This window comes from Janibacter sp. CX7 (genome assembly GCF_024362365.1).
In the GTDB taxonomy this organism is placed as follows: domain Bacteria; phylum Actinomycetota; class Actinomycetes; order Actinomycetales; family Dermatophilaceae; genus Janibacter.
In genome coordinates, this window is the sequence record NZ_CP101464.1 from 1,631,609 (window position 1) to 1,654,837 (window position 23,229).

24 protein-coding genes are annotated in these 23,229 nt (G+C 72.0%); 7 read left to right on the plus strand and 17 right to left on the minus strand.

The window, feature by feature from the left end; translation table 11 throughout:
* The first annotated feature begins 30 nt into the window (after nt 1-30).
* A complete protein-coding gene (locus tag NMQ01_RS07985; RefSeq protein WP_255183422.1) occupies nt 31-966 on the plus strand; it encodes a 5'-3' exonuclease in 936 nt (311 codons plus the stop codon).
* 29 nt (nt 967-995) lie between these two features.
* Here the strand turns inward: NMQ01_RS07985 and NMQ01_RS07990 are convergent, their stop codons facing one another.
* The 6 genes from NMQ01_RS07990 to NMQ01_RS08015 form a co-directional block, all read right to left on the minus strand.
* Nucleotides 996-3,797 (minus strand): RNA helicase, encoded by a 2,802-nt coding sequence (locus NMQ01_RS07990; RefSeq protein WP_255183423.1) that lies wholly within the window; start codon nt 3,795-3,797, stop codon nt 996-998.
* 22 nt (nt 3,798-3,819) lie between these two features.
* Nucleotides 3,820-4,725: a diacylglycerol kinase family protein gene (locus tag NMQ01_RS07995; protein WP_255183424.1), complete on the minus strand. Its 906-nt coding sequence runs from the start codon at nt 4,723-4,725 to the stop codon at nt 3,820-3,822.
* Nucleotides 4,726-4,735: 10 nt separating this feature from the next.
* On the minus strand, nt 4,736-5,593 hold the full coding sequence (gene tatC / locus NMQ01_RS08000) for a twin-arginine translocase subunit TatC (protein ID WP_255183425.1): 858 nt from the start codon (nt 5,591-5,593) through the stop codon (nt 4,736-4,738).
* Between the two features lie 26 nt (nt 5,594-5,619).
* Nucleotides 5,620-5,883 (minus strand): Sec-independent protein translocase subunit TatA, encoded by a 264-nt coding sequence (tatA, locus tag NMQ01_RS08005; RefSeq protein ID WP_255183426.1) that lies wholly within the window; start codon nt 5,881-5,883, stop codon nt 5,620-5,622.
* 70 nt (nt 5,884-5,953) lie between these two features.
* Nucleotides 5,954-6,916, minus strand: a complete 963-nt coding sequence (locus NMQ01_RS08010) for a YafY family protein (protein WP_255183427.1) — start codon at nt 6,914-6,916, stop codon at nt 5,954-5,956.
* A complete protein-coding gene (locus tag NMQ01_RS08015; RefSeq protein ID WP_255183428.1) occupies nt 6,913-7,902 on the minus strand; it encodes a YafY family protein in 990 nt (329 codons plus the stop codon). Before NMQ01_RS08015 ends, NMQ01_RS08010 begins: the two co-directional genes overlap by 4 nt.
* A gap of 38 nt (nt 7,903-7,940) precedes the next feature.
* Between NMQ01_RS08015 and NMQ01_RS08020 the strand changes: the two genes are divergently transcribed.
* Complete coding sequence (locus NMQ01_RS08020; protein WP_255183429.1) at nt 7,941-9,062, plus strand: DUF3866 family protein; 1,122 nt, start codon at nt 7,941-7,943, stop codon at nt 9,060-9,062.
* A 43-nt stretch (nt 9,063-9,105) separates the two neighbouring features.
* On the opposite strand, the gene NMQ01_RS08025 is transcribed toward NMQ01_RS08020, so the two are convergent.
* The 8 genes from NMQ01_RS08025 to NMQ01_RS08060 form a co-directional block, all read right to left on the minus strand.
* A complete protein-coding gene (locus NMQ01_RS08025) occupies nt 9,106-9,492 on the minus strand; it encodes an FKBP-type peptidyl-prolyl cis-trans isomerase (protein WP_255183430.1) in 387 nt (128 codons plus the stop codon).
* Nucleotides 9,493-9,534: 42 nt separating this feature from the next.
* A complete protein-coding gene (locus NMQ01_RS08030) occupies nt 9,535-10,578 on the minus strand; it encodes an FKBP-type peptidyl-prolyl cis-trans isomerase (protein ID WP_255183431.1) in 1,044 nt (347 codons plus the stop codon).
* A gap of 91 nt (nt 10,579-10,669) precedes the next feature.
* The gene (gene pafA, locus NMQ01_RS08035; protein ID WP_255183432.1) at nt 10,670-12,058 is read right to left on the minus strand and encodes a Pup--protein ligase; all 1,389 of its coding nucleotides are present in this window, start codon (nt 12,056-12,058) and stop codon (nt 10,670-10,672) included.
* A 9-nt stretch (nt 12,059-12,067) separates the two neighbouring features.
* Nucleotides 12,068-12,754, minus strand: coding sequence for a proteasome subunit alpha (gene prcA, locus NMQ01_RS08040; RefSeq protein WP_255183433.1), 687 nt, complete (start codon nt 12,752-12,754; stop codon nt 12,068-12,070).
* On the minus strand, nt 12,751-13,581 hold the full coding sequence (gene prcB / locus NMQ01_RS08045) for a proteasome subunit beta (protein ID WP_255183434.1): 831 nt from the start codon (nt 13,579-13,581) through the stop codon (nt 12,751-12,753). The genes prcA and prcB overlap by 4 nt, the downstream gene beginning before the upstream one ends.
* Nucleotides 13,578-13,775: a ubiquitin-like protein Pup gene (locus tag NMQ01_RS08050; protein ID WP_255183435.1), complete on the minus strand. Its 198-nt coding sequence runs from the start codon at nt 13,773-13,775 to the stop codon at nt 13,578-13,580. Before NMQ01_RS08050 ends, prcB begins: the two co-directional genes overlap by 4 nt.
* Nucleotides 13,776-13,810: 35 nt before the next feature.
* Nucleotides 13,811-15,307, minus strand: a complete 1,497-nt coding sequence (dop, locus tag NMQ01_RS08055; protein WP_255183436.1) for a depupylase/deamidase Dop — start codon at nt 15,305-15,307, stop codon at nt 13,811-13,813.
* Nucleotides 15,308-15,316: 9 nt separating this feature from the next.
* On the minus strand, nt 15,317-15,925 hold the full coding sequence (locus tag NMQ01_RS08060) for a GNAT family N-acetyltransferase (protein WP_255183437.1): 609 nt from the start codon (nt 15,923-15,925) through the stop codon (nt 15,317-15,319).
* A gap of 63 nt (nt 15,926-15,988) precedes the next feature.
* On the opposite strand from NMQ01_RS08060, the gene NMQ01_RS08065 reads away from it, so the two are divergent.
* Genes NMQ01_RS08065 through NMQ01_RS08085 form a run of 5 tightly spaced genes read left to right on the plus strand, consistent with a single transcriptional unit; the run spans nt 15,989 to nt 19,292 of the window.
* A complete protein-coding gene (locus tag NMQ01_RS08065; RefSeq protein WP_255183438.1) occupies nt 15,989-16,957 on the plus strand; it encodes an alpha/beta hydrolase in 969 nt (322 codons plus the stop codon).
* Nucleotides 16,954-17,958: an alpha/beta hydrolase gene (locus tag NMQ01_RS08070; RefSeq protein ID WP_255183439.1), complete on the plus strand. Its 1,005-nt coding sequence runs from the start codon at nt 16,954-16,956 to the stop codon at nt 17,956-17,958. Before NMQ01_RS08065 ends, NMQ01_RS08070 begins: the two co-directional genes overlap by 4 nt.
* Entirely contained in the window at nt 17,951-18,553 is a 603-nt protein-coding gene (locus NMQ01_RS08075) for a DUF3054 domain-containing protein (RefSeq protein WP_255183440.1), read from the plus strand. Before NMQ01_RS08070 ends, NMQ01_RS08075 begins: the two co-directional genes overlap by 8 nt.
* 9 nt (nt 18,554-18,562) lie before the next feature.
* A complete protein-coding gene (locus tag NMQ01_RS08080; protein ID WP_255183441.1) occupies nt 18,563-18,916 on the plus strand; it encodes a hypothetical protein in 354 nt (117 codons plus the stop codon).
* Nucleotides 18,917-18,926: 10 nt separating this feature from the next.
* Entirely contained in the window at nt 18,927-19,292 is a 366-nt protein-coding gene (locus NMQ01_RS08085; RefSeq protein WP_255183442.1) for a hypothetical protein, read from the plus strand.
* Between the two features lie 28 nt (nt 19,293-19,320).
* On the opposite strand, the gene arc is transcribed toward NMQ01_RS08085, so the two are convergent.
* The 3 genes from arc to NMQ01_RS08100 are packed head-to-tail and all read right to left on the minus strand — an operon-like array spanning nt 19,321 to nt 23,168.
* Entirely contained in the window at nt 19,321-20,979 is a 1,659-nt protein-coding gene (gene arc, locus NMQ01_RS08090) for a proteasome ATPase (RefSeq protein ID WP_255183443.1), read from the minus strand.
* 54 nt (nt 20,980-21,033) lie between these two features.
* Entirely contained in the window at nt 21,034-22,050 is a 1,017-nt protein-coding gene (locus tag NMQ01_RS08095) for a tRNA (adenine-N1)-methyltransferase (RefSeq protein WP_255183444.1), read from the minus strand.
* Nucleotides 22,051-22,061: 11 nt separating this feature from the next.
* Nucleotides 22,062-23,168, minus strand: a complete 1,107-nt coding sequence (locus NMQ01_RS08100) for a site-2 protease family protein (protein ID WP_255183445.1) — start codon at nt 23,166-23,168, stop codon at nt 22,062-22,064.
* Nucleotides 23,169-23,229: the final 61 nt, after the last annotated feature.

Here is a 23,229-nt window from a genome sequence, read left to right on the forward strand (position 1 = left end):
AACAATAAGCGAGACCCGTAGGGTCGGAGCATGTCCGACTCGGCGCGCTCCCGCCTGCTCCTGCTCGACTCCGCCTCGCTGTACTTCCGCGCCTTCTACGGCGTGCCAGCTCGCGCGGACGCGCCCTCGGGCATCCCGACCAATGCGGTGGCCGGCTTCCTCGACATGATCGCCACCCTCGTCACCCGCTACCGCCCGACCCACGTCGTCGCCTGCTGGGACGACGACTGGCGCCCGCAGTGGCGCGTCGACGCGATCCCGACCTACAAGGCGCACCGGGTCGCCGAGGACCCGGGCGAGGGCGAGGAGGTCCCCGACGAGCTCTCCCCGCAGGTCCCGGTCATCGCCGAGGCGCTCGCGGCCATCGGTATCGCCCGCATCGGCGCGGCCGGCTACGAGGCCGACGACGTCATCGGCACCCTGGCGATGGCCCACCGCGGGCAGATGCCCGTCGACGTCGTCACCGGCGACCGTGACCTCTTCCAGCTCGTCGACGACGCCTCCGCGACCCGGGTCGTCTACACCGCACGCGGCGGTGTGCGCGATCCCGACCTCGTCACCCAGGCCTTCCTCGAGGAGAAGTACGGCGTCGCCTCCGGTGACGCCTATGCCGACATGGCGGCGCTGCGCGGGGACACCAGTGACGGGCTGCCCGGGGTCAAGGGCATCGGCGACAAGACCGCTGCGACGCTCATCCGCGACTACGGCTCGCTGGCCGGCGTGCGCGAGGCCGTCGCCTCCGGCGACCCCGGGATCAAGGGAGCGCGCCGGGCCAACCTCGAGGCGGCGAGCGACTACCTCGACGTCGCCCCGCTCGTGGTGCGGGTCGCCCACGACGTGCCGATCCCCGATGTCGACCTGCGCCTGCCCGGCGACATCGCCGACCCGGCCGCGATGAGCCGGCTGGCCGTCGACCACGCGCTCACCTCCCCCTTCGACCGGGTGGCGACCGCCCTGCGCGGCTGAGCGCACCCATCCGGCGGGCGAAGGGGAGGTCAGTCCAGGCGGTCGGCGGCGACGACCCCGCGCATGACCTTGTCGACGGCGGTGCGGGCCACGCCACGCAGGTGCGGCTCGGGCGCGGCGTCCGCGACCTGGTCGAGCAGGTCGACGACCTGCTTGCACCGGCGCACGAAGTCCCCCGCCGTCAGGTCCGAGCCGGAGAGCACCTCGTCGAGCCGGCGCCCGCTCGCCCACCGGTGCACGGCCCACGCGAGACCCCCGTCGGGCTCGCCGGTCGGAGGCAGGGCATTGGCCTGCTCGAGGTCCTCGAGCTCGCTCCAGCGGCGCACCATGTCCTGCCACGCGTCCGAGACGTTGTCCGTCGGCATCCGCGGGAAGGGGTCGTCGTCGTGCCGGGGCTCGTGGATGAGCATGGAGACGACGGCGGCCAGCTCGGCCGGGTCGAGCCGCTTCCAGGCTCCCCCGCGCAGGCACTCGGCCGCGAGCAGGTCCTTCTCGGTGTAGAGCCGGCGCAGCCGGCTGCCGAGGTCGGTGACGGTCTCGCCGTCCTCGCCGAGGTATCCCATCTGGCTCAGGACGACGCAGATCCGCTCGAAGGTCTGCGCCACGGAGTTGGTGCGGTGCTCGACCTTGCGCTGCAGGGCCGAGGTCTCGCGCTTGAGCTTCCACCAGCGGGCAGCCCACCGGGCGTGGTCCTCGCGCTCCGGGCACTGGTGGCAGGGGTGCGACTTCAGCTCGCGGCGCAGCTGCTCGAGGCGCTCGTCCTCCCCCTTCGCACTCTGGACCGCGTGGGTCTGCACGCTCGGCGCGTCCTCGTGCGGTGCCTTGGCCCGCAGGGTCGCGGCGAGGTCGGAGCGCTGCTTGACCGACTTCGGGTTGAAGCCGCGGGGCACTGCCAGGCGGCCGAAGGGGGTGACCGGTCCGTCGAGGTCCGCTGCGGTGAGGCGGCGGATCTGCTTGTGCTCGGTGAGCACGGTCGGCGCGGACAGCTCGCCCTTGTAGGAGCGCGGCGGCGCGACGACGATCGCGATGCCCGAGCGACGGCCGCCGATGCGGATGATGTCGCCGACGGACAGGGCCTCGAGGGAGACGGCGATCTCGGCGCGCCGGTTGGCATTGCGCTTGCGCGAGCTCTCCTTCTCGACGTCGGAGATGCGCCGTCGCAGCGCGGCGTACTCGCGGAAGTCGCCCATGTGGCAGTGCATGGCCTCGGCATAGGCGTCGAGGGACTCCTGCTGCTCGCGCACCTTGGACGCCAGCCCGACGACGGCCCGGTCGGCCTGGAACTGCGCGAAGGAGGTCTCGAGCACCTCACGGGCCGTCTGGCGGCCCACCTGGGCGACGAGGTTGACGGCCATGTTGTACGTCGGCCGGAAGCTGGAGCGAAGGGGGTAGGTCCGGGTCGATGCGAGACCGGCCACCGACATGGGGTCGAGCCCCCGGGACCACACGACGAGGGCGTGACCCTCGACGTCGATGCCCCTGCGCCCCGCACGGCCGGTCAGCTGCGTGTACTCGGCAGGGGTGATCTCGACGTGCGACTCGCCGTTGAACTTCACGAGCTTCTCCAGCACCACGGTGCGCGCCGGCATGTTGATGCCCAGGGCGAGGGTCTCGGTGGCGAAGACGGCTCGGATGCGACCGGCGGTGAAGAGCTCTTCGACGATCTCGCGGAAGAGCGGCAGCATCCCGGCGTGGTGGGCGGCGAAGCCGCGCGAGATGCCCTCGACGAACTGGTGGTAGCCGAGCACGTCGAGGTCCTCGCCCTCCAGGACGGAGGCGCGCTCCTCGACGGTGCGACGGTTGAGCTCGCCCTCGCGCTCGGAGACCAGGCGCAGGTCGTTGGCCAGGAGCTGACCGACCGCGCCCTCGCACCCGGCCCGGCTGAAGATGAAGGTGATCGCGGGCAGCAGGCCGTCGCGGTCGAGCTCGCGGATGACCTCGGTCCGGGAGGCGGCACCGCCGAAGCGGCCACCTCCCCCACCGCGCGGTCCCTGGCCGCCGCGGCCCCGATCGTCGCGACGGCCGCGTCCGCCGCGACGGTCACGACCACCCCGGTGGCCGCCGCGGCCACGCTGGTCGTCCTCGCCGCCACCTCGCACGCGGGCGCGGATGGCGTCGAGCAGCTCGGGGTTGACCTTCGCCGGGGTGCCGGCGGAGCCGTCGTCGACGAAGAGGTCGTGGACGTCGCGGCCGACCTGCATGTGCTGCCACAGCGGGACGGGGCGCTCCTCGGAGACGATGATCTCGGTGCCGCCGCGCACCTCGGCGAGCCAGGCACCGAACTCCTCGGCATTGCTGACCGTCGCCGAGAGGGAGACGACCTGCACCGAGCGGGGCAGGAGGATGATGACCTCCTCCCACACGGCCCCGCGGAAGCGGTCGGCGAGGTAGTGCACCTCGTCCATGACGACGAAGGCGAGGGTGTCGAGGGTCGTCGAGCCCGCGTAGATCATGTTGCGCAGGACCTCGGTCGTCATGACGACGACGGGCGCCTCGCCGTTGACCGAGACGTCGCCGGTGAGCAGACCGACCCGGTCGTAGCCGTGGCGGGCGGCGAGCTCGTGGTACTTCTGGTTGCTCAGCGCCTTGATGGGCGTCGTGTAGAAGGCCTTCTGCCCGCGCGCGAGGGCCAGGTGGACGGCGAACTCGCCGACGACCGTCTTGCCCGCGCCGGTCGGGGCGGCGACGAGCACGCCATGTCCCGCCTCGACGGCCTCACAGGCGTCACGCTGGAAGGTGTCGAGCTCGAAGCCCAGACCCTCGACGAAGGGGGTGAGCTCCCCCGCGCTGCGACGGCGGGCGGCGGCATAGCGTTCGGCGGGAGAGGACATGCCCCCACGCTATGCCAGCGGCTCAGCGCACGATCGACAGCGCGCCGCGGGCCGCCTCGACCGTGGCCGGAAGCGGCGCGACCCGCTCGCCGTCGGCATAGCTGACGATCCGCTCGGTCGCCACGGTGACCCGGGCGCCCCGGATGATCTCGACCGCCGGGTGCGTCGTGTGGGTGCCGGAGAAGACCTTGGGGAAGACCGTGAGGAAGGTCGGGACGGGGATCTCGTGGACGATGACGACGTCGAGCAGACCGTCGTCGACGTCGGCGGCCGGGGCGATCTTCATCCCGCCGCCGAAGGCGCGGCCGTTGGCGATGCACACGAGCATCCCGTCGACCTCGCGCTCGGCTCCGTCGATCGTCAGGTCGTAGTGGATCGCGCCGAAGACCGGGAGCTCGCGCAGGATCGCGAGGTTGTAGCGCTGCGGACCCCGGGGCCAGGACATGCGGTTGGCGCGCTCGTTGACCACGGCGTCGAAGCCGCAGGAGAGCACGCCGAGGTAGTCGCGGACCGGCTCGCCGTCGGGGCCGCTCACCCGCCCCAGGTCCATCTGTCGCACCGAGCCCTGGAGGATCCGCTGGACCGACGCCTCGACGTCCTGCACCGGCAGCCCGAGCTCGCGGGCGTTGTCGTTGCCGGTGCCGACCGCGACGATGCCGAGCGGGACGTCGGTGTCGGCGCAGATGTTGGCCCCGAGCCCGGCGGCCCCGTCGCCGCCGGCGACGACGAGCATGTCGATGTCACCCGTCGCCACGGCTCGGCGGGCCTTGGCCTCGGCCCGCGCGGCGTCGAGGCCGGTGAGATCGACGACCTCGCGTCCGCCGGCTTCGAGGAGGTCGGCCACACGGGTGCCGATCTGCTCCCCGCGGTGCTTGCCGGCGGTGGGGTTGACGAGCAGGCCGATGCGATCGGCAGTCACACGGGTCATGGACCCGAGACTAGGTGAGCGGTGACGCCTCGTCGTCCGAGAGGTCCGACCAGTCGGGCTCCTCGCCCCGCTCGATCCGCCGCCTGTCGATCCAGAGGCAGATCGCGAGGGCGACGAAGTACAGGACGCACAGCGGCCCGGCGAGCAGGAACATCGTGAAGGGGTCCGGCGTCGGGGTGATGATCGCCGAGGCGATGAAGATCAGCAGGATCGCCATCCGCCAGGACTTCTTGAGGGTGCGGCCGGGCAGCACGCCGATGGCGCACAGCCCGACGAGGAAGACCGGCAGCAGCCACGCCAGGCCGAAGGCGAGGATGAATCGGGTGATGAAGGTGAAGTAGTCGCTCGCCTGCTGGATGTTGCTCGACTTGTCGTCGTCGGGGGTGAAGCCGAAGAGGATGAGCAACGCCTTGGGCAGCGTCTGGTAGGCGAAGAAGCAGCCGGCGAGGAAGAGCGGCAGGGCCGTCCCGAAGACGCCGAGCGACAGGCGCTTCTCGCGCTTGGTCAGCCCCGGGAGGATGAAGGCCCAGATCTGCCAGAGCCAGATGGGGCTGGAGATGATGACCCCGGTGAAGATCGACAGCCCGAGCTGGGTGGAGAAGGCCGACGTGGCATTGCCGAAGTTCAGCGTGACGACGCTGCCGGGGTTGGCCTTCTTGTACTCGGTGAAGGGCAGGGTCAGCTGCTCGTAGACACCGCCGTAGGTCCACGGCCCGACCTGCACGGGGTTGTAGATGATCCACCCGACGACCGCGCCCACGACGATCGCGGCGGCGGCCTTGATCAGCCGGTTGCGGAACTCGAGGAGGTGCTCCTTGAGCGGCATCCGCCCCTCGGGGTCCTTGGGCGTGCGGGGGCTACGGGCCATGCGTGCGGAGGGCGAAGGGAGGGTGCTCAGGCGACCGGGCCGGACTGGTTGTCCGTGCGCGGCTTGGCCTCGTCGATGACGGCATTGCCGTCGGTCGAGGTACCGGCCTCACGCGTGCGCTTGGCCTCCTCGCGCTGGCGGTCCTCTTCCTTCATCTCGTTGACCTCGGCCTTGAAGACCCGGGCCGACTTGCCGAGGCTACGGGCGGCATCCGGCAGCTTCTTGAAGCCGAAGAGGAGCAGGATGACGACCAGGATGAGGATGATTTCCATGGGACCCAGAGTGGGCATGGCAAGACCTTTCGGATGGCGACCAACAAGTTGCAGTGTATGCCCCGACCCTGAGGGGCGCTGACGCCCCTCAGGCGGGGTCGTAGGCGGCGAGGGCCTGCGTCGCGTGCGCCGTGACCGCGGTGCGCAGCGCCTCGGGCTCGACGACCTCGGCCGCGCCGCCCAGGCGCAGCACGAGTCGACGCAGGAAGCCCTCGTTGCTCGTCGGCAGGGTGACGACGAGGTCTTCACCCGAGGTTTCCCGAGATGTCACCGGGTAGTACTCCGCGACCCAGTGGGCGGACGGTGCCAGGCGCAGGGTGACGGGCAGGTCGCCCTCACCGCGCTGGTAGGCGCCGGCGCTCAGGTCTCGTCGCACGGCGTCGGCCGGGGGCTCGGACGGCACGTCGAGCACCTCGACGGCCTCGATCCGGTCGGTGCGGAAGAGGCGCACGTCCTGGGCCCGGTGGCACCACCCTTCGAGGTACCAGTGGCCCTCGACCCGGGCCAGCCGCATCGGGTCGACGTCGCGCTCGGTCCGCTCGTCCCGACTGGGCACGTGATAGGTCAGGTGCACCCGGCGACCGGCCGAGAGCGCGTCCTGCAGCACCGAGCGGGTGCGACCGGCCTCGGTGTCGTCGTCGACGACCATGACCCGCTCGACACCGGGGATCGCTCCCGCGACCTCCTCGAGCTTGGCCAGTGCCCGCTCGACAGCGCTCGACTCCCCCGCCTCGAGGGCCGACAGGGACCGCAACCCGACGATGAGGGAGATCGCCTCGTCGACGCTCAGGCGCAGCGGCCGGGCGATCGTGTCGGCATTGCTGACGAAGACCCGCCCGCCCTCGTAGCTGACCTCGATGAGCTCGTCGGTCATCGGGCCGTAGCCGCACATGAAGAGCAGGTCGAGGTCCTTCTTCAGCTGGTCCTCGGTGATGCCCAGGCCCTCGGCGGCCCGGGAGATCTCGATGCCCTGACGTCCGACGAGCCACGGGACCATCGTGAGCAGCCGCTCGACCCGGCTCGTCGCGGTCTCGACCTGCGGCCGGCTCATCGGCGGCTCCCTTCGTGCGTGGTGACGACGGCCCGCAGCCGGTCGACGACGGCCGTCCGCAGCTGCGCCGGCTCCTCGACGACGACGTCGCTGCCGTGGCTGACGACCTCGCTGACGAAGCCGTCGAGGTCGGAGTGGTCGAGCGCGACGCGGTCCCACTCGCCGTCGAGCGAGGTGACCGAGGTGGCCCGGCGGCGCAGGCCGTGCCCGGTGCCGGCCCGCACCCGCAGCGCGGCCGGCGAGGCCTGACCCGGGGCAGGGTCGGTGGCGGCGATCATCGAGACGGGGTCGAGGTCGTCGGGGACGGGCACGGTCGGCGCCTCCCCCGTCGACGTGACCGCCGAGGCGATCCGCGACAGGCGGAAGACGCGCGCCGCCTCGCGGTCGAGGTCGTGCCCGACGAGGTACCAGCGGCCGTGCCAGGCGGTGAGGTACCAGGGTTCGACGTGGCGGGGTCGCGACCCACCGGCGCCGGGCCGCGCGTAGTCGAAGCGGACGGGCGTGGAGTGCAGCACGGCGTCCTTGAGCGGTTCGAAGGCCGGCTCGGTGCCCCCGAGCTGCGGCTCGAGACCGACGAAGGGGTCCTCCCCCACCTCGTCGTCGGCAGCGATCTTGCGCCAGGCCGTCGCGGCCGGGCCGGCCATCGTCGCGTGCGCCCACGCCCGGCTGGCGAGTCCGACCACGGCACGCTCGTCGGTGGTCAGCTCCACGGGAGCCAGGGCGTAGTCGCGCTGGTCGATGCGATAGCCCTGCTCGTCCTCGAAGACCCCGATCTCCTCGGTGACGAGCGGGATCCCCATGGCCCGCAGGTCCTCCTTGTCGCGCTCGAACATCCGGTCGAAGGCCTCGTCGGACTCGACCGAGCGGTAGGCCTCGACCATGCGCCGGATCCGCTGCTTGGGCAGGGGGATCCGCGTGCTGAGCAGGCTCATCGTGAGGTTGAGCAGGCGCTCGGTCTTGGCCGCGGGCGTGTTGGGTGCTGCCACATCGCTCCCTTCGTCGTCCTGAGGCTAACCTGCCGCACATGATCCACTGGCGCAGCGGCACGGTCCGCGAGATCGGCCGCGCCCGGCGTGGCGCGGTGCGCCTGGTCGTCGACGTCGACGGGGTCGCCACGCCCGCGCTGGCCCTGCCCGAGGTCGTAGGCAGCCCCGAGGTCGGCGACACCGTCCTGCTCAACGTCTCCGCCCTGCGCCGTGGGCTGGGCACCGGTGGGCACGCCCTCGTCGTCGCCGACGCCAGCCGCCTCCCGGCGGACCCCGCCGACGGGCCCGGCCACATCGTCAAGGCGCGCTACACACCCCTGCAGCAGATGGTCCTCGCGCTCGAGGAGCAGGAGTCACCGCACCACGAGGCGATGCGCGAGCACCCGGCCGTCGCCGCCGGTGACCTCCAGGGGATGCCGGTCGTCGTCGCGGAGCTGCACTCCGCCCTGCCGGCGGTCCTCGCGGGGCTGCGCGCCGCCCGCCCGCAGGCGCGGGTCGGCTACGTCATGACCGACACGGCAGCGCTCCCCTTCGCCCAGTCGGACCTCGTCGCCGTCCTCGTCGACGCCGGGTGGCTCGACACGACCATCTCGGCGGGGCAGGCCTTCGGCGCGGAGCACGAGGCGATCACCGTCCACTCCGCGCTGCTCGCCGCGCGGCACGTCCTCGGCTGCGACGTCGTGGTCGTCGCGCAGGGGCCGGGCAATGCCGGCTCGTCGACGACCTGGGGGTGGTCGGGCCTGGCGACCGGCGACGTCCTCAACGCCGTGCACGTGCTGCGGGGCCGCGCCATCGCCGTGCCCCGGGTGTCCGCGAGCGACGCCAGGGAGCGGCACCTCGGGCTCTCGCACCACACGACGACCGTCCTGTCGCGCGTGCTGCTCGGCAGCGCCGACGTCGTCGTGCCCGACGACGCGACCGACCCGTGGCCGCGCGTCCGCGAGCAGGTCGAGACCGCGGTCGCGGCCTCGGCCGGGTCACCCCGGGTCGTGCCGCTGGCGAGCACGGATGCCACCGACGACCTCGCGGCGAGCCCGGTGCCCCTCTCGACGATGGGCCGGTCCGTCGAGGCCGACCCCACCCCCTTCGTCACGGCCGCCCTCGCCGGCCGCCACGCCGCCGCCCTGCTCCACGACGACCATAACCCTGCAGGACCCTAGGGTCCTGCAGGGTTATGGGAGCCTGCTGCGGGCGAAGGGGGCGTCAGCCGACCTTCACCAGGTCGACGACGAAGATCAGGGTCTCGCCGCCCTTGATCGCGGCGCCGGCGCCGCGGTCGCCGTAGCCGAGGTGCGGCGGGATGACGATCTTGCGACGGCCACCTTCCTTCATGCCGAGCAGCCCCTGGTCCCAGCCCTGGATGACCTGGCCGATGCCGGCGGTGAAGGCGAGCGGGGCGCCACGGTTCCACGAGGCGTCGAATTCCTCGCCCGTGGAGAAGGCGACACCGACGTAGTGCGCCTGGATCGGGGACCCGGCGGTCACCTCGGCGCCGTCGCCGACGGTGATGTCCTCGACGACGAGCTCGGTGGGGGCGTCGCCCTCGGGGAAGTCGATCTCGGGCTTGGTGGTGCTGGGGTCGAAGGGCATGTGGGCTCCTTGTCGTGGGTGGCGGGGATCAGGGGGTGGAGATCAGGGGGCGCCGAGGACGTCGACGGTGAAGACGAGCGTGGAGTTGGCCTTGATCGGGCCCTGGGCCTGCGAGCCGTAGGCCTCCTTCGGCGGGGCGACGATGAGGAGTCGGTCGCCGACCTTGGCGCCCTCGACGGCCTTGTCCCAGGCGGGGATGACCTGCTGGCCACCGACCGGGAAGGAGAAGGGCCCGCGGCCGTCCTTGAGCGAGGAGTCGAAGACCTTGCCGTCGTCCCAGGTGACGCCGGTGTAGCTGACGTAGACCGTGTCGCCCTTCTTGATCGTCTTGCCCTTGCCCTCGATGAGGGTCTCGGTGACGAGCTTCTTCGGCTTCGTCGCGCCCTTGGGGATGGTGATGTCCGCGGGCTTGCCGTCGTTGTACTTCACCTCCGGCATGTCCTTGCCGAGCCTCTTCTGCTTGCCCTCGACCTTTTCCGGCAGCTGGCCGCGCACGTCGTAGACGAGCACGAGGCTGTCCTTGCCGTCGACGCCGTACTCGGGCATGCCCTTGGAGCCGAAGAGGTCCTTGGGCGGCATGACGGCGACGCCGCTGCTGCCGATCTTCTGGTCCTTGATCGCCTTGATCAGGCCGGGCAGGGCCTGGGCATTGCCCAGGTCGAGGACGATCGGCGAGCTCGTGTAGGTCTCGGAGCCCTCGATGGCCTTGCCGTCCTTGCCGGAGAACATCGCGAGGTCGACCTCGGCGTAGGCGTCGTCGGCGAGGTCCTCGCCCTTGCCCTCGGTGCGGATGTCGCGCGTGGTCTCCGAGACCTTGACCGGCGAGTCGTCGAGCTTGATCGACGGGCCCTTCTTGCCCTTCGCCTCGGTGACCGCGATGGCCTCGACGGCCTTGGCGTCGGCCGGCTTGGGCTCGGCGAGGGTGACGTCCTTGGAGTCCTTCGCGTCGTCGCCGGAGGCCTTGGACGAGGACTTCGACGCGTCGCTCTCGGCGTCACCGCTGGAGTCGCCTCCGCAGGCGCTCAGGGCGAGGACGGCGGCGGCGGACGCCGCGAGGGCAGTGGTCAGGCGGGGGGCCTTCGGCACGATCTACCTCAATGCTTCGGGGACAACGATCGGGCTCACCCTAACCACGCTCCCTGTGCGCTCGCTGACCCGACCGCACCCCGCGTGGCGCTCAGGGCCGCGCGGGGGTACCGCGCGAGGTCAGCAGGTCGATCAGCGTGTCGACCCGCGCGTCGACCGCGGCGAAGGGGTCCTTGCACAGGACGGTGCGCTGGGCCTCGTCGTTGATCTTCAGGTGGACCCAGTCGACCGTCACGTCGCGTCCGTGCTCCCGGGCAGTCCGCACGAAGTCACCGCGCAGCTTCGCCCGGGTCGTCTGCGGCGGCAGGTCGACCGCACGCGCGATGTCGTCGTCGGAGACGACGCGAGCGACCTTGCCCGCGCGCTGCAGCACGTGGTGGATCCCCCGGTCGGGGTCGATGTCGTGGTAGGCGAGGTCGATCTGGGCGAGCCGCGGGTCGGCGATGTCCAGACCGTGCTTGGCGGCGTAGGCGTCGAGCAGGCGGTACTTGACGACCCAGTCGATCTCGGTGCCGACCTGCGCCAGGTCGTCGCTCTCGACGGCGGCGAGGGTGCGCTCCCAGAGGTCGAGCACCTGCAGGCTCACCGGGTCGTCGATGCCCTCGCGCTGCGCGTAGTCCTGCGCCCGGGCGAGGTACTCGCCCTGGATCTCGAGGGCGCTCATCCGTCGGCCGTCGGCGAGCTTGACCGGGGTGCGGCCGTGGCGGTCGAGGCTGATGTCGCGGATCGCCCGGATCGGGTTGTCGAGGGTCATGTCCGGCAGCGCGACGCCGTCCTCGAGCATGCGCAGCACGAGGTGCGCCGAGCCCACCTTGAGCAGCGTCGTCGTCTCGGTCATCGTCGAGTCGCCGACGATGACGTGCATCCGCCGGTAGTGCTCGGCGTCGGCATGGGGTTCGTCGCGGGTGTTGATGATCGGGCGCGAGCGGGTCGTCGCGGACGAGACGCCCTCCCAGATGTGGTCGGCGCGCTGGCTGACGGAGAACTCCGTCGTCCGCCCCGTCGACATGAGCTTGCCCGTCCCGGCGATGAGCTGCCGGGTGATGAGGAAGGGCAGCAGCCCGTCGGTCACCGCGGCGAAGTTGGACGTGCGGGCCACGAGGAAGTTCTCGTGGCAGCCGTAGGAGCTGCCGGCCGAGTCGACGTTGTTCTTGAAGACGAAGATCTCACCGGCCACGCCGTCCTCGCCCAGCCGCCCCTGGGCGTCGACGACGAGGTCCTGGACGATCCGCTCCCCCGCCCGGTCGTGGGCGATGAGGGTCAGCAGGTCGTCGCACTCGGCGGTCGCGTACTCGGGGTGGCTGCCGACGTCGAGGTAGAGCCGGGAGCCGTTGGGCAGGAAGACATTGCTCGAGCGGCCCCACGTGACCACCTTGCGGAAGAGGTAGCGCGCCACCTCGTCGGGCGTCAGCCGTCGCTGGCCGTCGGAGACGGCCGTGATGCCGAACTCGGTCTCGATCCCAAAGATGCGTCGCTCCACGTCTGCAGGCTAGCCCTCGGTGCGAAGGGGGGCGCTCACCCGGCGGAAGCAGCGTCGCGACCTGCCGCGCTCCAGCACGGCGATCTCGAGCCCCTCGGGGGCGACCGGGTCGCCCCCTTCGTCCCGCAGCGACAGCACGTCACGGGCGAGGTCGAAGGCGTCGTGCAGGTCCATGCCCGGCACCCAGCGGGAGCCGAGCTCGTCGTTGAGCCGGTCGCTGTCGCCGCCGATGGCGACCCAGCCGCGCTCGTCGGTGACGGAGCCGTCGTAGGTCAGCCGGTAGATGCGGTCGTCGGCGAGCAGCCGCCCGACCTCGGCGACGACGATCTCGACCTCGTAGGGCTTCTGGTCCTGGGTGAAGACGGTGCCGAGCGTCTGGGCATAGGCATTGGCGAGCGCCCGTGCGGTGACGTCGGATCGGTCGTAGGAGTAGCCGCGCAGGTCGGCGTAGCGGATGCCGGCGACCCGCAGGTTCTCGAACTCGTTGTACTTCCCGACCGCCGCGAAGGCGATGCGGTCGTAGATCTCGCTGATCTTGTTGAGTGAGCGGCTGCTCGGGTTGTCGGCGACGAGGAGGATGCCCTCGTCGTAGCCGAGCACGCAGACCGAGCGGCCGCGGGCGATGCCGGCCCGGGCGAAGTCGGCCCGGTCGGCCATGACCTGCTCGGGCGAGACGTAGAAGGGGGGTTGGCTCATCGGGTGCCTGCCTCACCACGGCGGTCGGCGAGGATCGCCTCGACGAGTCGCTCGCTGTCGGCCTCGTCGACGAAGGTCACCCCGGCGGCGTCGGCGACGCCGACGACCGGCCAGATGCGGCGGTGGACGTCGGGCCCGCCCGTCGCGGAGTCGTCGTCGGCCGCGTCGTAGAGGGCCTCGAGGGCCACGCGCACGGCGGCCTCACGGTCGAGCCCCGGGCGCCACAGCTTCTTGAGCGCACCCCGGGCGAAGAGCGAGCCGGAGCCGACGCTGTGGTGCTCCTGCTCCTCGTAGCAGCCACCGGTCACGTCGTAGGAGAAGATCCGCCCCTGCCCCCGGCCGGGGTCGAAGCCACCGAGGACGGGCACGACCGACAGGCCCTGCATGGCCAGGCCGAGGTTGCCACGCAGCATCGCGGCGAGCCGGTTGGCCTTGCCCTCGAGGGACATGACGACGCCCTCGATCTTTTCGTAGTGCTCGAGCTCGACCTGGAAGAGGCGGACCATCTCGATCGCCACGCCTGCCGCTCCGGCGATGCCGACGAGCGAGTGCTCGTCGGCGGCGAAGACCTTGCGCATGTCGCGGTTGGCGATGAGGCTGCCGAGCGTGGCGCGACGGTCCCCCGCCATGACGAGGCCGTCGGCGCAGGTCAGGGTGACGATCGTCGTCGCGTGGGGCGTCTCGATCGGGTGGCCTCCGACCGGCCCCGCGGCCCGGCCACCGGGCAGCAGCTGCGGGTCGTGCCGGGCCACGAACTCCGTGAAGGACGACCCGCCGGCCGCGAGGAAGGCGGCGGGCAGGCGGCCCTGCGCGGGGTCGCGGCTCACTGGCCGCCCTTCTGCACGAAGCCCTTGACGAACTCCTCGGCGTTGGACTCCAGGACGCCGTCGATCTCGTCGAGCACGGAGTCGATGTCCTCGTCCCGCGCCGCGTTGGTCGCGCTCACCTGGCCGAATCCGTCATCGGGCTGGGCGTCGTCGCCCCCACCGCTGGACCGGGGTCGGATCTGCTCCTGCGCCATCGTGTGCTCCTGTCGCGTCGGGTCGTGCTCCGAGCCTATGCCCCGAGACCCGCCACGAGGTCGTCGACGTCACCCCTCGACACGAGCTCCTCGACGGCGTCGCGCCCGTGGGCGAGCGGGTCGGTGAGCGGGACCCGCGCGATGCGGCCCGCGCGGGGCATCCGCAGCACGAGGGAGTCCCACGACGCGGACACCACCGCGTCGCCGAAGTGCTCGACGACGCGCCCACGCAGCCAGGCGCGGGTGTCGGCGGGCGGCTCCCCCACCGCGGCACGGACCTCCTCGTCGGTCGTCAGGCGGGTGATCCGCCCGGCCGTCTCGAGCTTGTGGAAGATGCCCTTGTCCTGCCGCACGTCGGACCACTGGAAGTCGATGGCGCTCAGTCGGGCATCGCCCCAGTCCATCCCGTCACGCTCCCGATAACGCTGCAGCAGAGCGAGCTTCGCGACCCAGTCGATGTCGCGGGCGGCGTCCATCGGGTCGCCGGCCAGCAGACCGACGAGTCGCTCCCAGTGGTGCAGGACCTCGTCGGTGGCGGGGTCACTCCCTTCGCGCTCGACGAAGGCGCTCGCCATCTCGAGGTACTCGGTGAGGATCTGCACGGCCGTGAGCTCCCGACCGTCGCGCAGGGGCACGGTGGCCCGGCAGGACGGGTCGTGCGAGATCGTGCGCAGCGCCGTCACCGGGTGCAGCAGCGCGAGGTCGCGGTCGAGCGCACCGGCCTCGACGAGGCGCAGGACGAGGGAGGTCGAGCCGACCTTGACGAGGTTGGCCACGTCCGCGTGGGTCGCGTCGCCGATGATCACGTGCAACCGGCGCCACCGGTCGGGGTCGGCATGGGGCTCGTCGCGGGTGTTGATGATCGGCCGCTTGAAGGTCGTCTCGAGGCCGACCTCGGCCTCGAAGAAGTCGCTGCGGGAGGAGATCTGGTAGCCGGTGCGCTCGCTCTCCGGGCCGATGCCGACCCGGCCGGCGCCGCACACCACCTGCCGGGCGACGAAGAAGGGCGTCAGCCCCGACACGATCCGGTCGAAGGGGACGGACCGCTCCACGAGGTAGTTCTCGTGGGTGCCGTAGGACGCGCCCTTGCCGTCGGTGTTGTTCTTGTAGAGCGTGATCCCCGGCGGGGTGTCGGCGAGGCGCTCGACGACCTCGCGCATGACGAGCCCGCCCGCCCGATCCCACACGACGGCATCCCGCGGCGAGGTCACCTCGGGCGAGGAGTACTCGGGGTGGGCGTGGTCGACGTAGAGGCGAGCGCCGTTGGCCAGGACGACATTGGCCAGGGTCGGGTCCTCGGCATCGGTGAGCTGGGAGATGTCGGCCCGCGCCCGCGGCAGCTCGAAGCCGCGCGCGTCGACGAGCGGGTGCTCGTCGCTGTAGTCCCACGCGCCGTGCCCGGCCCGCAGCCCGTGCGCCCGCGCATAGGTCGTGACGACGACACCGGAGGCGGTCATGGGGTTGGCCCAGGGCTGCCCCGGCACCGCGATGCCGTACTCCGTCTCGATGCCCATGACCCGCCGCACGCTCATGGGCCCACCCTAGGTGCGGTCCCTCGCGAGCAGCCCGAAGACCCAGGAGTCGGAGACGACACCGTCGACGACGCAGTCCTCCCGGAGCGTGCCCTCGTGGACGAAGCCCAGCTTGTGCAGGACCCGCCCGCAGGCGATGTTGCGCGTGTCCGCCATGGCCTGGACCCGGTTGAGGTCGAGGGCGTCGTAGGCCCAGTCGAGCAGGGCCGCTGCTGCCTCGGTCGCGTGGCCGTGCCCCCAGGACGTCTCCCCGAAGCACAGGGTCAGCTCCGCGCTGCGGAAGGTCGGGTCCCAGCTGCTCAGCCCGCACCACCCCAGGCGGGCACCGTCCGCCACCCTCTCCACCATCACCCGCGCACCGCTCCCTTCGGCCGCAGCCCTGCGGGACCGGTCGACGAACCCCTGGGCCCGCGACGGATCGCTCCACGGCGGCTCGTCCCAGTAGCGCAGGACGAAGGGGGAGGACATCAGCTCCCAGAGGAAGCCGGCGTCCTCGTCCTCCACCGGACGCAGCCGCAGCCGCTCGGTCAGCAGGGTCGGGGTCGCCAGCTCCATGACGGCCATGCTCGTGCAGCGGCCGGCGGTGCACCAGCGAGTTTCGACGTCGAGGACGGCCACCCCCGGTGGTCGAGGTGCGACGAAGGAGCCTCGAGACCCAGTGGGCCGTGTTGGAATGAGCCCGTGACTTCGACGTGGATGCCGTGGCGGACGCGGGTGCTGGGGTGGCTGACCCGCAAGGGCGTGCCCGCCGAGGAGATGACGGCCGCCCAGCTGTCGCGGATGCGCGCCAACATCCCGATGCGCGCGCCGTACACGTGGTTCTTCGGCCGCCCCGAGCGCGACGTGACCTCGCAGACGCAGCGGATCACCGTCCGCGACGGCCACGAGATCAAGGTCCGGGTCCACCGCCCCGAGGCCGACGGGCCGCTCCCGCTGCTCATGCACTTCCACGGCGGGGGCTTCGTCCTCGGCCACATGGGTGTCTACGACCCGCTGTGCACGCAGATCGCCGCGCAGGCGCAGGTCGTCGTCGTGACCGTCGCCTACCGCATGGCCCCCGAGCACCGCGCTCCCCTCGCCGCCCACGACTGCCTCGACGCCACCCGCTGGGCCATCGAGCACGCGGCCGAGATCGGGGCACGCACCGATGCCCTCGGGGTCACGGGCGACTCGGCCGGCGGCAACCTCGCCGCCGTCGTGGCGCAGACGCTGCGCGACGAGGGCTTCGCCGGCCTGCGGCACCAAGCGCTCGTCTACCCCGCGCCGGACCTCTCCGACCGCGAGACCGAGGACCTCCAGCTGCTCACGCAGCGCTACCCCGTGCTCACGCCCGACATGCTGCGGTCCTTCCGCAGTCTCTACCTCGGCGAGGAGGGCGACGACCGCGACCCGATCGTCTCCCCCGCCTTCGGCGATCTCGCCGGCCTGCCGCCGGCGCTCGTGCAGACGGCGGAGGTCGACCCCCTTCGTCCTGACGGTGATGCCTACGCGCAGGCGTTGCGGGAGGCCGGGGTCGAGGTCCGCCACACGACCTACCGCGGGGCGCCGCACGGCTACCAGACCTTCCCGGGGCTGGCCCCGGCCGCCGCACCGGCCCTCGAAGAGCTCATCGGGGAGATCGCCCACCACCTGCACGAGGAGCACCCGTGAAGCGCCCCTACCCCGGCCTGCCGCCGCTCGTCGCGACCCTGACGACCTTCCTCGACAACATCGGTCGGGTCTCGATCGTCGACGCGACGCTCGAGGACATCCGGGCGGCCCGCGCCAAGGTCTACCCGACGTCCGCCCCCTTCTCGTGGATCACCGGGCGCGTCCCCGCGGACGTGACGATCGACGACGGCAGCGCACCGGTGCGCGATGGCGCGAGCATCCCCCTTCGCTGGTACACGCCAGACGGACGAAGGGAGGACCGCCCCCTCCTCGTCTACCTCCACGGTGGTGGCTGGGTGCAGGGGTCGACGCGGATGTACGACCCGCTGTGCGCCCACCTGGCGGCCGAGCTCGACGCCGTCGTCGTGAGCGTCGACTACCGCATGGCGCCCGAGCACCGGGCCCCGACGGCGACCCACGACGCGATCGACGTCGTCAGGTGGCTCCACGAGCGCGCCGACCACGGGAGCGACCGCGACCGCATCGGCCTGTGCGGCGACTCCGCCGGCGGCAACCTGTCGGCGATCGTCGCCCAGCAGCTGCGGGACCTGCGGACGGCCGCGGGCGAGCCGGTCATCCGTCACCAGGCACTGATCTACCCGGCCACCGACCTGACGATGGCCTCGCCCTCGATCCGCGAGCACTCCGAGGGGGCGATCCTCACCGAGGCCAAGATCATCGCCTTCCGCTCGCTCTACATCGGCGAGGCCGACGACGCGATCGACTACGCCGACCCGGTCGTCTCCCCGCTCTTCGGCGACGCCGCCGGGGTCGCCCCGGCGCTGGTGCAGACGGCCGACCTCGACCCGATCCGCGACGACGGGCTCCGCTACGCCGAGGCGCTACGAGCCGCGGGCGTCGAGGTGCGGGTCACCAACTACCTCGGGCTGCCCCACGGCTTCGCGAGCTTCCCCGGGGTGGCACGCAGCGGGGCGCAGGCACGCCACGAGCTCGTCACCGAGATCCGACGCCACCTCGTCGAGGGCGGTCGCGGTGCGTGAGCGCGACGAGGCCCTGATGTCCCCCGGTCGGCGGACCGCCCTCGCGGCCGGTCTCGACGTGCTCGTCGTCGCGGTCTTCACCCTCATCGGCCGGCGTACCCACGCCGAGCCGCTCGATCCGGCCGGCTGGTGGAGCACCGCCTGGCCCTTCCTCGTGGGCCTGGCTCTCGGCTGGGCCGTCGTGGCCCTGTCGAGCCAGACCTGGCCGACCCGCTGGTGGCACGGCCTGACCGTCTGGATCGCCACGGTCTTCGGCGGGATGGCCCTGCGGGACATGGTCGGTCAGGGCACGGCCCTGCCCTTCGTCATCGTGGCCACGATCTTCCTCGGCGTCACGCTCGTCGGGTGGCGCCTGGTGCTGTGGTTCCTGGACCGTCGGCGCCCGGAGCCGACGAGCGACCCGCGCCGGGGACGTGGCCGCCCGCCGGTCGAGCACACCCGCGTGGGTGACCCGCTCGGCCTCGAGGACCTGCACGGTCCGTCCGACCGCACACGCGGCCGCGGCGTCGTCCCGCCCGGCGACCGGGACCGGGTCGCCGAGGAGCTGGACATCCGCCAGCCGCGCACGCCCGAGGACCCTCGGCCGCAGGACTAGTCTGACCTCATGGACACCACCACGCAGGGCTCTCGATGCCTCCGTGCCGCCGGGGCCTCGGCGGCCGTCGTGGCCTGGCTCTTCGTGACACCCATCATCCTGCCCGTCGTGGCGGCGCGGCTGCTGCCCCCCGAGATCGGCGGGGGGATCGGCTACCTCCTCCCGTACTTCCTGGTCGTGGCCGCTCCCTTCCTCGTGCCCGCGCTCGTCGTCGGGCTCGCGGTCGCGCTGGGCGGGGCGCATGCGCGAGCCCTGCCGGGGCGCAGCGCCTGCGCGCTGGGCAACGTGTCGAGCCTCGTCGGCGTCGCCACGGTGGCCGCGACCGTCACGCTCATGTGGCTCGCCGTGAGTGTGATCGCCTGACACGGCCGGCATGACCCCTCCCCCTGCGCCGCACCGCGGTCGCCGCGCGGTGGTGACTCTCGGCGTCTGGCTGCTGCTCGCCATCGCGTGCTGGGGCGTCGCCTGGGTCGTCGCACCCGACGCCAACGCCGGCGGTCAGTGCGAGGGGCTCGGCTTCGGGTGCACCCTCACGCCGAAGGACACGCTGGTCTTCGCCGCCTTCCTCGCGACACCGGTCGCCGTCGGGACGCTCCTGCTCGCAGTGCTCGTCGTCGTCGTCGCCGTGCAGCGGTCGTGGCTGCCGCGGCTCGGCGGGATCGCGCTCGGCACGCTCGCGGGCGCCTGCGGACTCGCGCTCACGCTGGCCATCGCTGCCGGCCTCGTCGTCGTCCTGTGAGGCCGGCCGTGAGCGCGGCAGGCCGCGCCTAGAGGTACTGCCCGGTGCGCGTGCCGGTGTCGATCGAGCGGCCGGGCTCCGCGCCACCGGACTTGCCGCCGATGAGCGTGCGGATGTAGACGATCCGCTCGCCCTTCTTGCCCGAGATGCGCGCCCAGTCGTCGGGGTTGGTCGTGTTGGGCAGGTCCTCGTTCTCCTTGAACTCCGCGATGCACGCGTCGAGCAGGTGGCCGACCCGCAGGCCCTCGGCGCCGGTCGTGATGAGGTCCTTGATCGCGGCCTTCTTGGCCCGGTCGACGATGTTCTGGATCATCGCGCCGGAGTTGAAGTCCTTGAAGTAGAGGATCTCCTTGTCGCCGCCCTGGTAGGTCACCTCGAGGAACTGGTTGTCGTCGCTCTCGGCGTACATCCGCTCGACGACCGCCTCGATCATCCCCTCGACGGTGGCCTGCCGGTCGCCGTCGTGCTCCTCGAGGTCCTCGGGGTGCAGGGGCAGCTCGGCGGTGAGGTACTTGCTGAAGATGTCGCGGGCACCCTCGGCGTCGGGTCGCTCGATCTTGATCTTCACGTCGAGGCGCCCGGGACGCAGGATCGCCGGGTCGATCATGTCCTCGCGGTTGGTCGCGCCGATGACGATGACGTTGTCCAGGCCCTCGACACCGTCGATCTCCGCGAGCAGCTGCGGGACGATCGTCGTCTCGACGTCGGAGGAGACGCCGGAGCCACGGGTGCGGAAGAGGCTGTCCATCTCGTCGAAGAAGACGACGACGGGGGTGCCGTCGCTCGACTTCTCCCGAGCGCGGTGGAAGATCAGCCGGATGTGCCGCTCGGTCTCGCCGACGTACTTGTTGAGCAGCTCCGGGCCCTTGATGTTGAGGAAGTAGGCCGTCGCGCTGTCCTGCCCGGTCCGCTCGGCGACCTTGCGCGCCAGCGAGGCCGCGACCGCCTTGGCGATCATCGTCTTGCCGTTGCCGGGCGGGCCGTAGAGGAGCACGCCCTTGGGCGCCTTGAGCTGGTGGCGCTCGTAGAGCTCGGCGTGCAGGTAGGGCAGCTCGACGGCATCGCGGATCGCCTCGATCTGCGTGCTGAGGCCACCGATGTCGTCGTAGTCGAGGTCGGGCACCTCCTCGAGGACGAGGTCGGCGACCTCGGCCCGCGGGATCCGCTCGACGGCGATGTTGCTGCGCTGGTCGACGAGCACGGCGTCGCCGACGCGCACCTGCTTGCCGGTCACCCGGCCGCCGCTGCGCACGACTCGCTCCTCGTCCTGGCGCATGAGCACGAGGAGGCGGTCGTCGTCGAGGACCTCCTTGACGACGACGACCTCGCCGGCGACGTCCTCGGGGTGCACCGACACGATGTTCATCGCCTCGTTGAGCCGCACCTCACGACCCACCCCGAGCTCACCGGTCTCGACCGCCGGCGAGACGGCGACGTGCATCTTGCGGCCGCCGGAGAGGACGTCGGCGGTCCCGTCGTCGTTGACGTCGATGACCACGGCATAGGACGAAGGGGGCTGGGCCAGCCGCTCGATCTCCTCCCGGAGGGTGACGATCTGCTGGCGCGCGTCCTTGAGCGTGCGCACGAGGCGCTCGTTCTGCGAGGCGACGGTCGCCATCTGCGACTTCTGCTGGGTCAGCTTGTCCTGCAGGGCCCGCACGTCCTGGGGCGTGGGCTCGGTCGTCATCGTCGTGCTCCCTTCGGGCCGGGGTGTCGGCTGCCTCCAGTCTCCCCCTTCGCCCTATCGCGGCGTCGGGGGGACCACGCCTCGGGCGAGCTTGCGCATCTTCTTCTCCGACGCGACCCGCTCCCCGAGGGCCTCGGAGGTCCACTCGGCGTCGTCGGCGCCCGGTGGCACCTCGGCCGGAGCCGTGCTCTCGTCGCCCTCCTGGGCGGCGTAGCCCTTGCCCGGGCGACGCTTGCGCATCGGCGGGGTGACGCCCGGGGCGAGCCGGCGGGTCGTGATGAGAAATCCGGTGTGCCCGTGCATGCGGTGCTGCGGGCGCACGGCGAGACCCTCGAGGTGCCAGCCGCGCACGAGCGACTCCCACGCCTCGGGCTCGGTGAAGGTGCCGAAGTCGCGCATCGCCTCGGCGACCTTGCTCAGCTGGGTGGCCGTGGCGACGTAGCAGATGAGCACACCACCGGGCGCGAGCGCCTCGGCGACGACCTCGAGGCACTCCCACGGGGCGAGCATGTCGAGGACGACTCGGTCGACGGTGCCGGGCTCGACCGCCCCGGGCAGCGACTCGACGAGGTCGCCGACGGACACGGTCCACGCCGGGTGGTCCTCGCCGAAGAAGGCGCGGGCATTCGCCGTCGCGATCTCGGCGAAGTCGGCGCGGCGCTCGAAGGACAGGACCCGACCGGTGTCGCCGACCGCGCGCAGGAGCGACATCGACAGGGCCCCGGAGCCGACTCCGGCCTCGACGACCGTGGCGCCCGGGAAGACGTCGGCCATCGCCACGATCTGGCCCGCGTCCTTGGGGTAGACGACGGCGGCGCCGCGCGGCATCGACATGACGTAGTCGGAGAGCAGCGGCCGCAGCACGAGGTACTCGGTGCCGGCCGTGTTGGTGATCGTCGACCCGTCGGGGGCGCCGATGAGGTCGTCGTGCTTGACGTGCCCTCGGTGGGTGTGGAACTGCTTGCCCGGCGTCAGGGTGATCGTGTGCATCCGCCCCTTGGGGTCGGTCAGCTGCACGCGGTCACCCTCACGGAAGGGGCCGCGACGGTAGGCGGATCCGGTGGCGGTCATGGTGGGCGAGTCTAGTTGCGCGCCAGGGCTGCGTTGACCCGCTCGACCCGCACGATGCCCCGCAGCACTCCCCCTTCGCTCACCGCGACGATCCGCGAACGCGACTCCTGGAAGCCACGGACGAGGTCGGTGGCCTCGTGGCCGGGCGTCAGCTCGACGGCCCACCCCTGCGGGGCGCGGGCCACGACGGCGGAGACGGGGGTCGTGCCCACCGCGGTCGGCGGGACGGCCCGCAGGGCGTCGTGGTCCACGAGACCGACGGGGCTGCCGTCGGCCGCCACGACCACCGGCAGGGCGCGAAGGGAGGTCAGCTCCGCCACGGGCGCGTCGAGCCCGATGGGCGCCGCCGGCTCGACGAGGCTCGGCACGTCGAGCCGGCCGAGCTGGCCCATCGCCCGACCGTGGGCGATGGCCGAGGAGGCGCCCGACCACAGGAAGGCCGCGATGAACATCGTCCAGACCATCGTCGACAGCTGGGGCTGCTGGCCACGAAGCAGCGGCAGGACCACGACCCCCACGACGATGGCGACGACGAGGACCCGGCCGAGGACGCCGGCGGCCACCCGGGCCCGGCCCTGGTCGCCCGTCACGCCCCAGACGAGGGACTCGACGACCTGACCGCCGTCGAGCGGGAGGCCGGGCAGCATGTTGAGCACCGCGAGCGCACCGTTGACGAAGGCGATGCCGCCGAGCACCGAGGCGACGAGACCGTCGCCGAGCGTCGCGGCCAGCAGGAAGCAGACGATGCCGAGGAGCGCATTGGTCAGCGGACCGACGATCGCGATGGCCGCCATCGTCGCCGGCGTGCCGCGCGTCGCCTCGAAGGTCGTGTGCCCGCCCCAGAGGTCGGCGACGACCCGGTGCACGGTGTGGCCGAAGGTGCGGGCCATGACGGCGTGCGCCGCCTCGTGGGCGAGGACGCTCAGCAGGAGGGCCAGGGCGTAGACGGCGGCGACGCCGTAGCCCACCGCGGGGCCGTGCACGCGGGCGGCCGAGGGGCCGATGAGCAGGAGGATCAGCCCGCCCATGAGGAGCCAGGACCAGCCGAGGAAGACCGGCACGCCGCCGATCGTCGCCAGGCGGATGCCGCGGGGAGTGTCGTCGAGGGGCGCCGCCATGGACACGACCCTAGGCGAGGCGGGTGAATGGGGATAATGAGTGGTCCACCGCCCCCTGTGC

Coding starts and splice junctions, on each gene's coding strand:
- tatA (WP_255183426.1), bottom strand. CDS start 5,883: ATGCCCACTCTGGGTCCCATGGAAATCATCCTCATCCTGGTCGTCATC.
- NMQ01_RS08010 (WP_255183427.1), bottom strand. CDS start 6,916: ATGAGCCGGCCGCAGGTCGAGACCGCGACGAGCCGGGTCGAGCGGCTG.
- prcA (WP_255183433.1), bottom strand. CDS start 12,754: ATGAGCCAACCCCCCTTCTACGTCTCGCCCGAGCAGGTCATGGCCGAC.
- arc (WP_255183443.1), bottom strand. CDS start 20,979: ATGACGACCGAGCCCACGCCCCAGGACGTGCGGGCCCTGCAGGACAAG.
- NMQ01_RS08080 (WP_255183441.1), top strand. CDS start 18,563: ATGGACACCACCACGCAGGGCTCTCGATGCCTCCGTGCCGCCGGGGCC.
- dop (WP_255183436.1), bottom strand. CDS start 15,307: ATGAGCGTGCGGCGGGTCATGGGCATCGAGACGGAGTACGGCATCGCG.
- NMQ01_RS07990 (WP_255183423.1), bottom strand. CDS start 3,797: ATGTCCTCTCCCGCCGAACGCTATGCCGCCGCCCGCCGTCGCAGCGCG.
- NMQ01_RS08100 (WP_255183445.1), bottom strand. CDS start 23,168: ATGGCGGCGCCCCTCGACGACACTCCCCGCGGCATCCGCCTGGCGACG.
- NMQ01_RS07995 (WP_255183424.1), bottom strand. CDS start 4,725: ATGACCCGTGTGACTGCCGATCGCATCGGCCTGCTCGTCAACCCCACC.
- NMQ01_RS08095 (WP_255183444.1), bottom strand. CDS start 22,050: ATGACCGCCACCGGATCCGCCTACCGTCGCGGCCCCTTCCGTGAGGGT.
- NMQ01_RS08085 (WP_255183442.1), top strand. CDS start 18,927: ATGACCCCTCCCCCTGCGCCGCACCGCGGTCGCCGCGCGGTGGTGACT.
- NMQ01_RS08025 (WP_255183430.1), bottom strand. CDS start 9,492: ATGCCCTTCGACCCCAGCACCACCAAGCCCGAGATCGACTTCCCCGAG.
- NMQ01_RS07985 (WP_255183422.1), top strand. CDS start 31: ATGTCCGACTCGGCGCGCTCCCGCCTGCTCCTGCTCGACTCCGCCTCG.
- NMQ01_RS08050 (WP_255183435.1), bottom strand. CDS start 13,775: ATGGCGCAGGAGCAGATCCGACCCCGGTCCAGCGGTGGGGGCGACGAC.
- tatC (WP_255183425.1), bottom strand. CDS start 5,593: ATGGCCCGTAGCCCCCGCACGCCCAAGGACCCCGAGGGGCGGATGCCG.
- NMQ01_RS08020 (WP_255183429.1), top strand. CDS start 7,941: ATGATCCACTGGCGCAGCGGCACGGTCCGCGAGATCGGCCGCGCCCGG.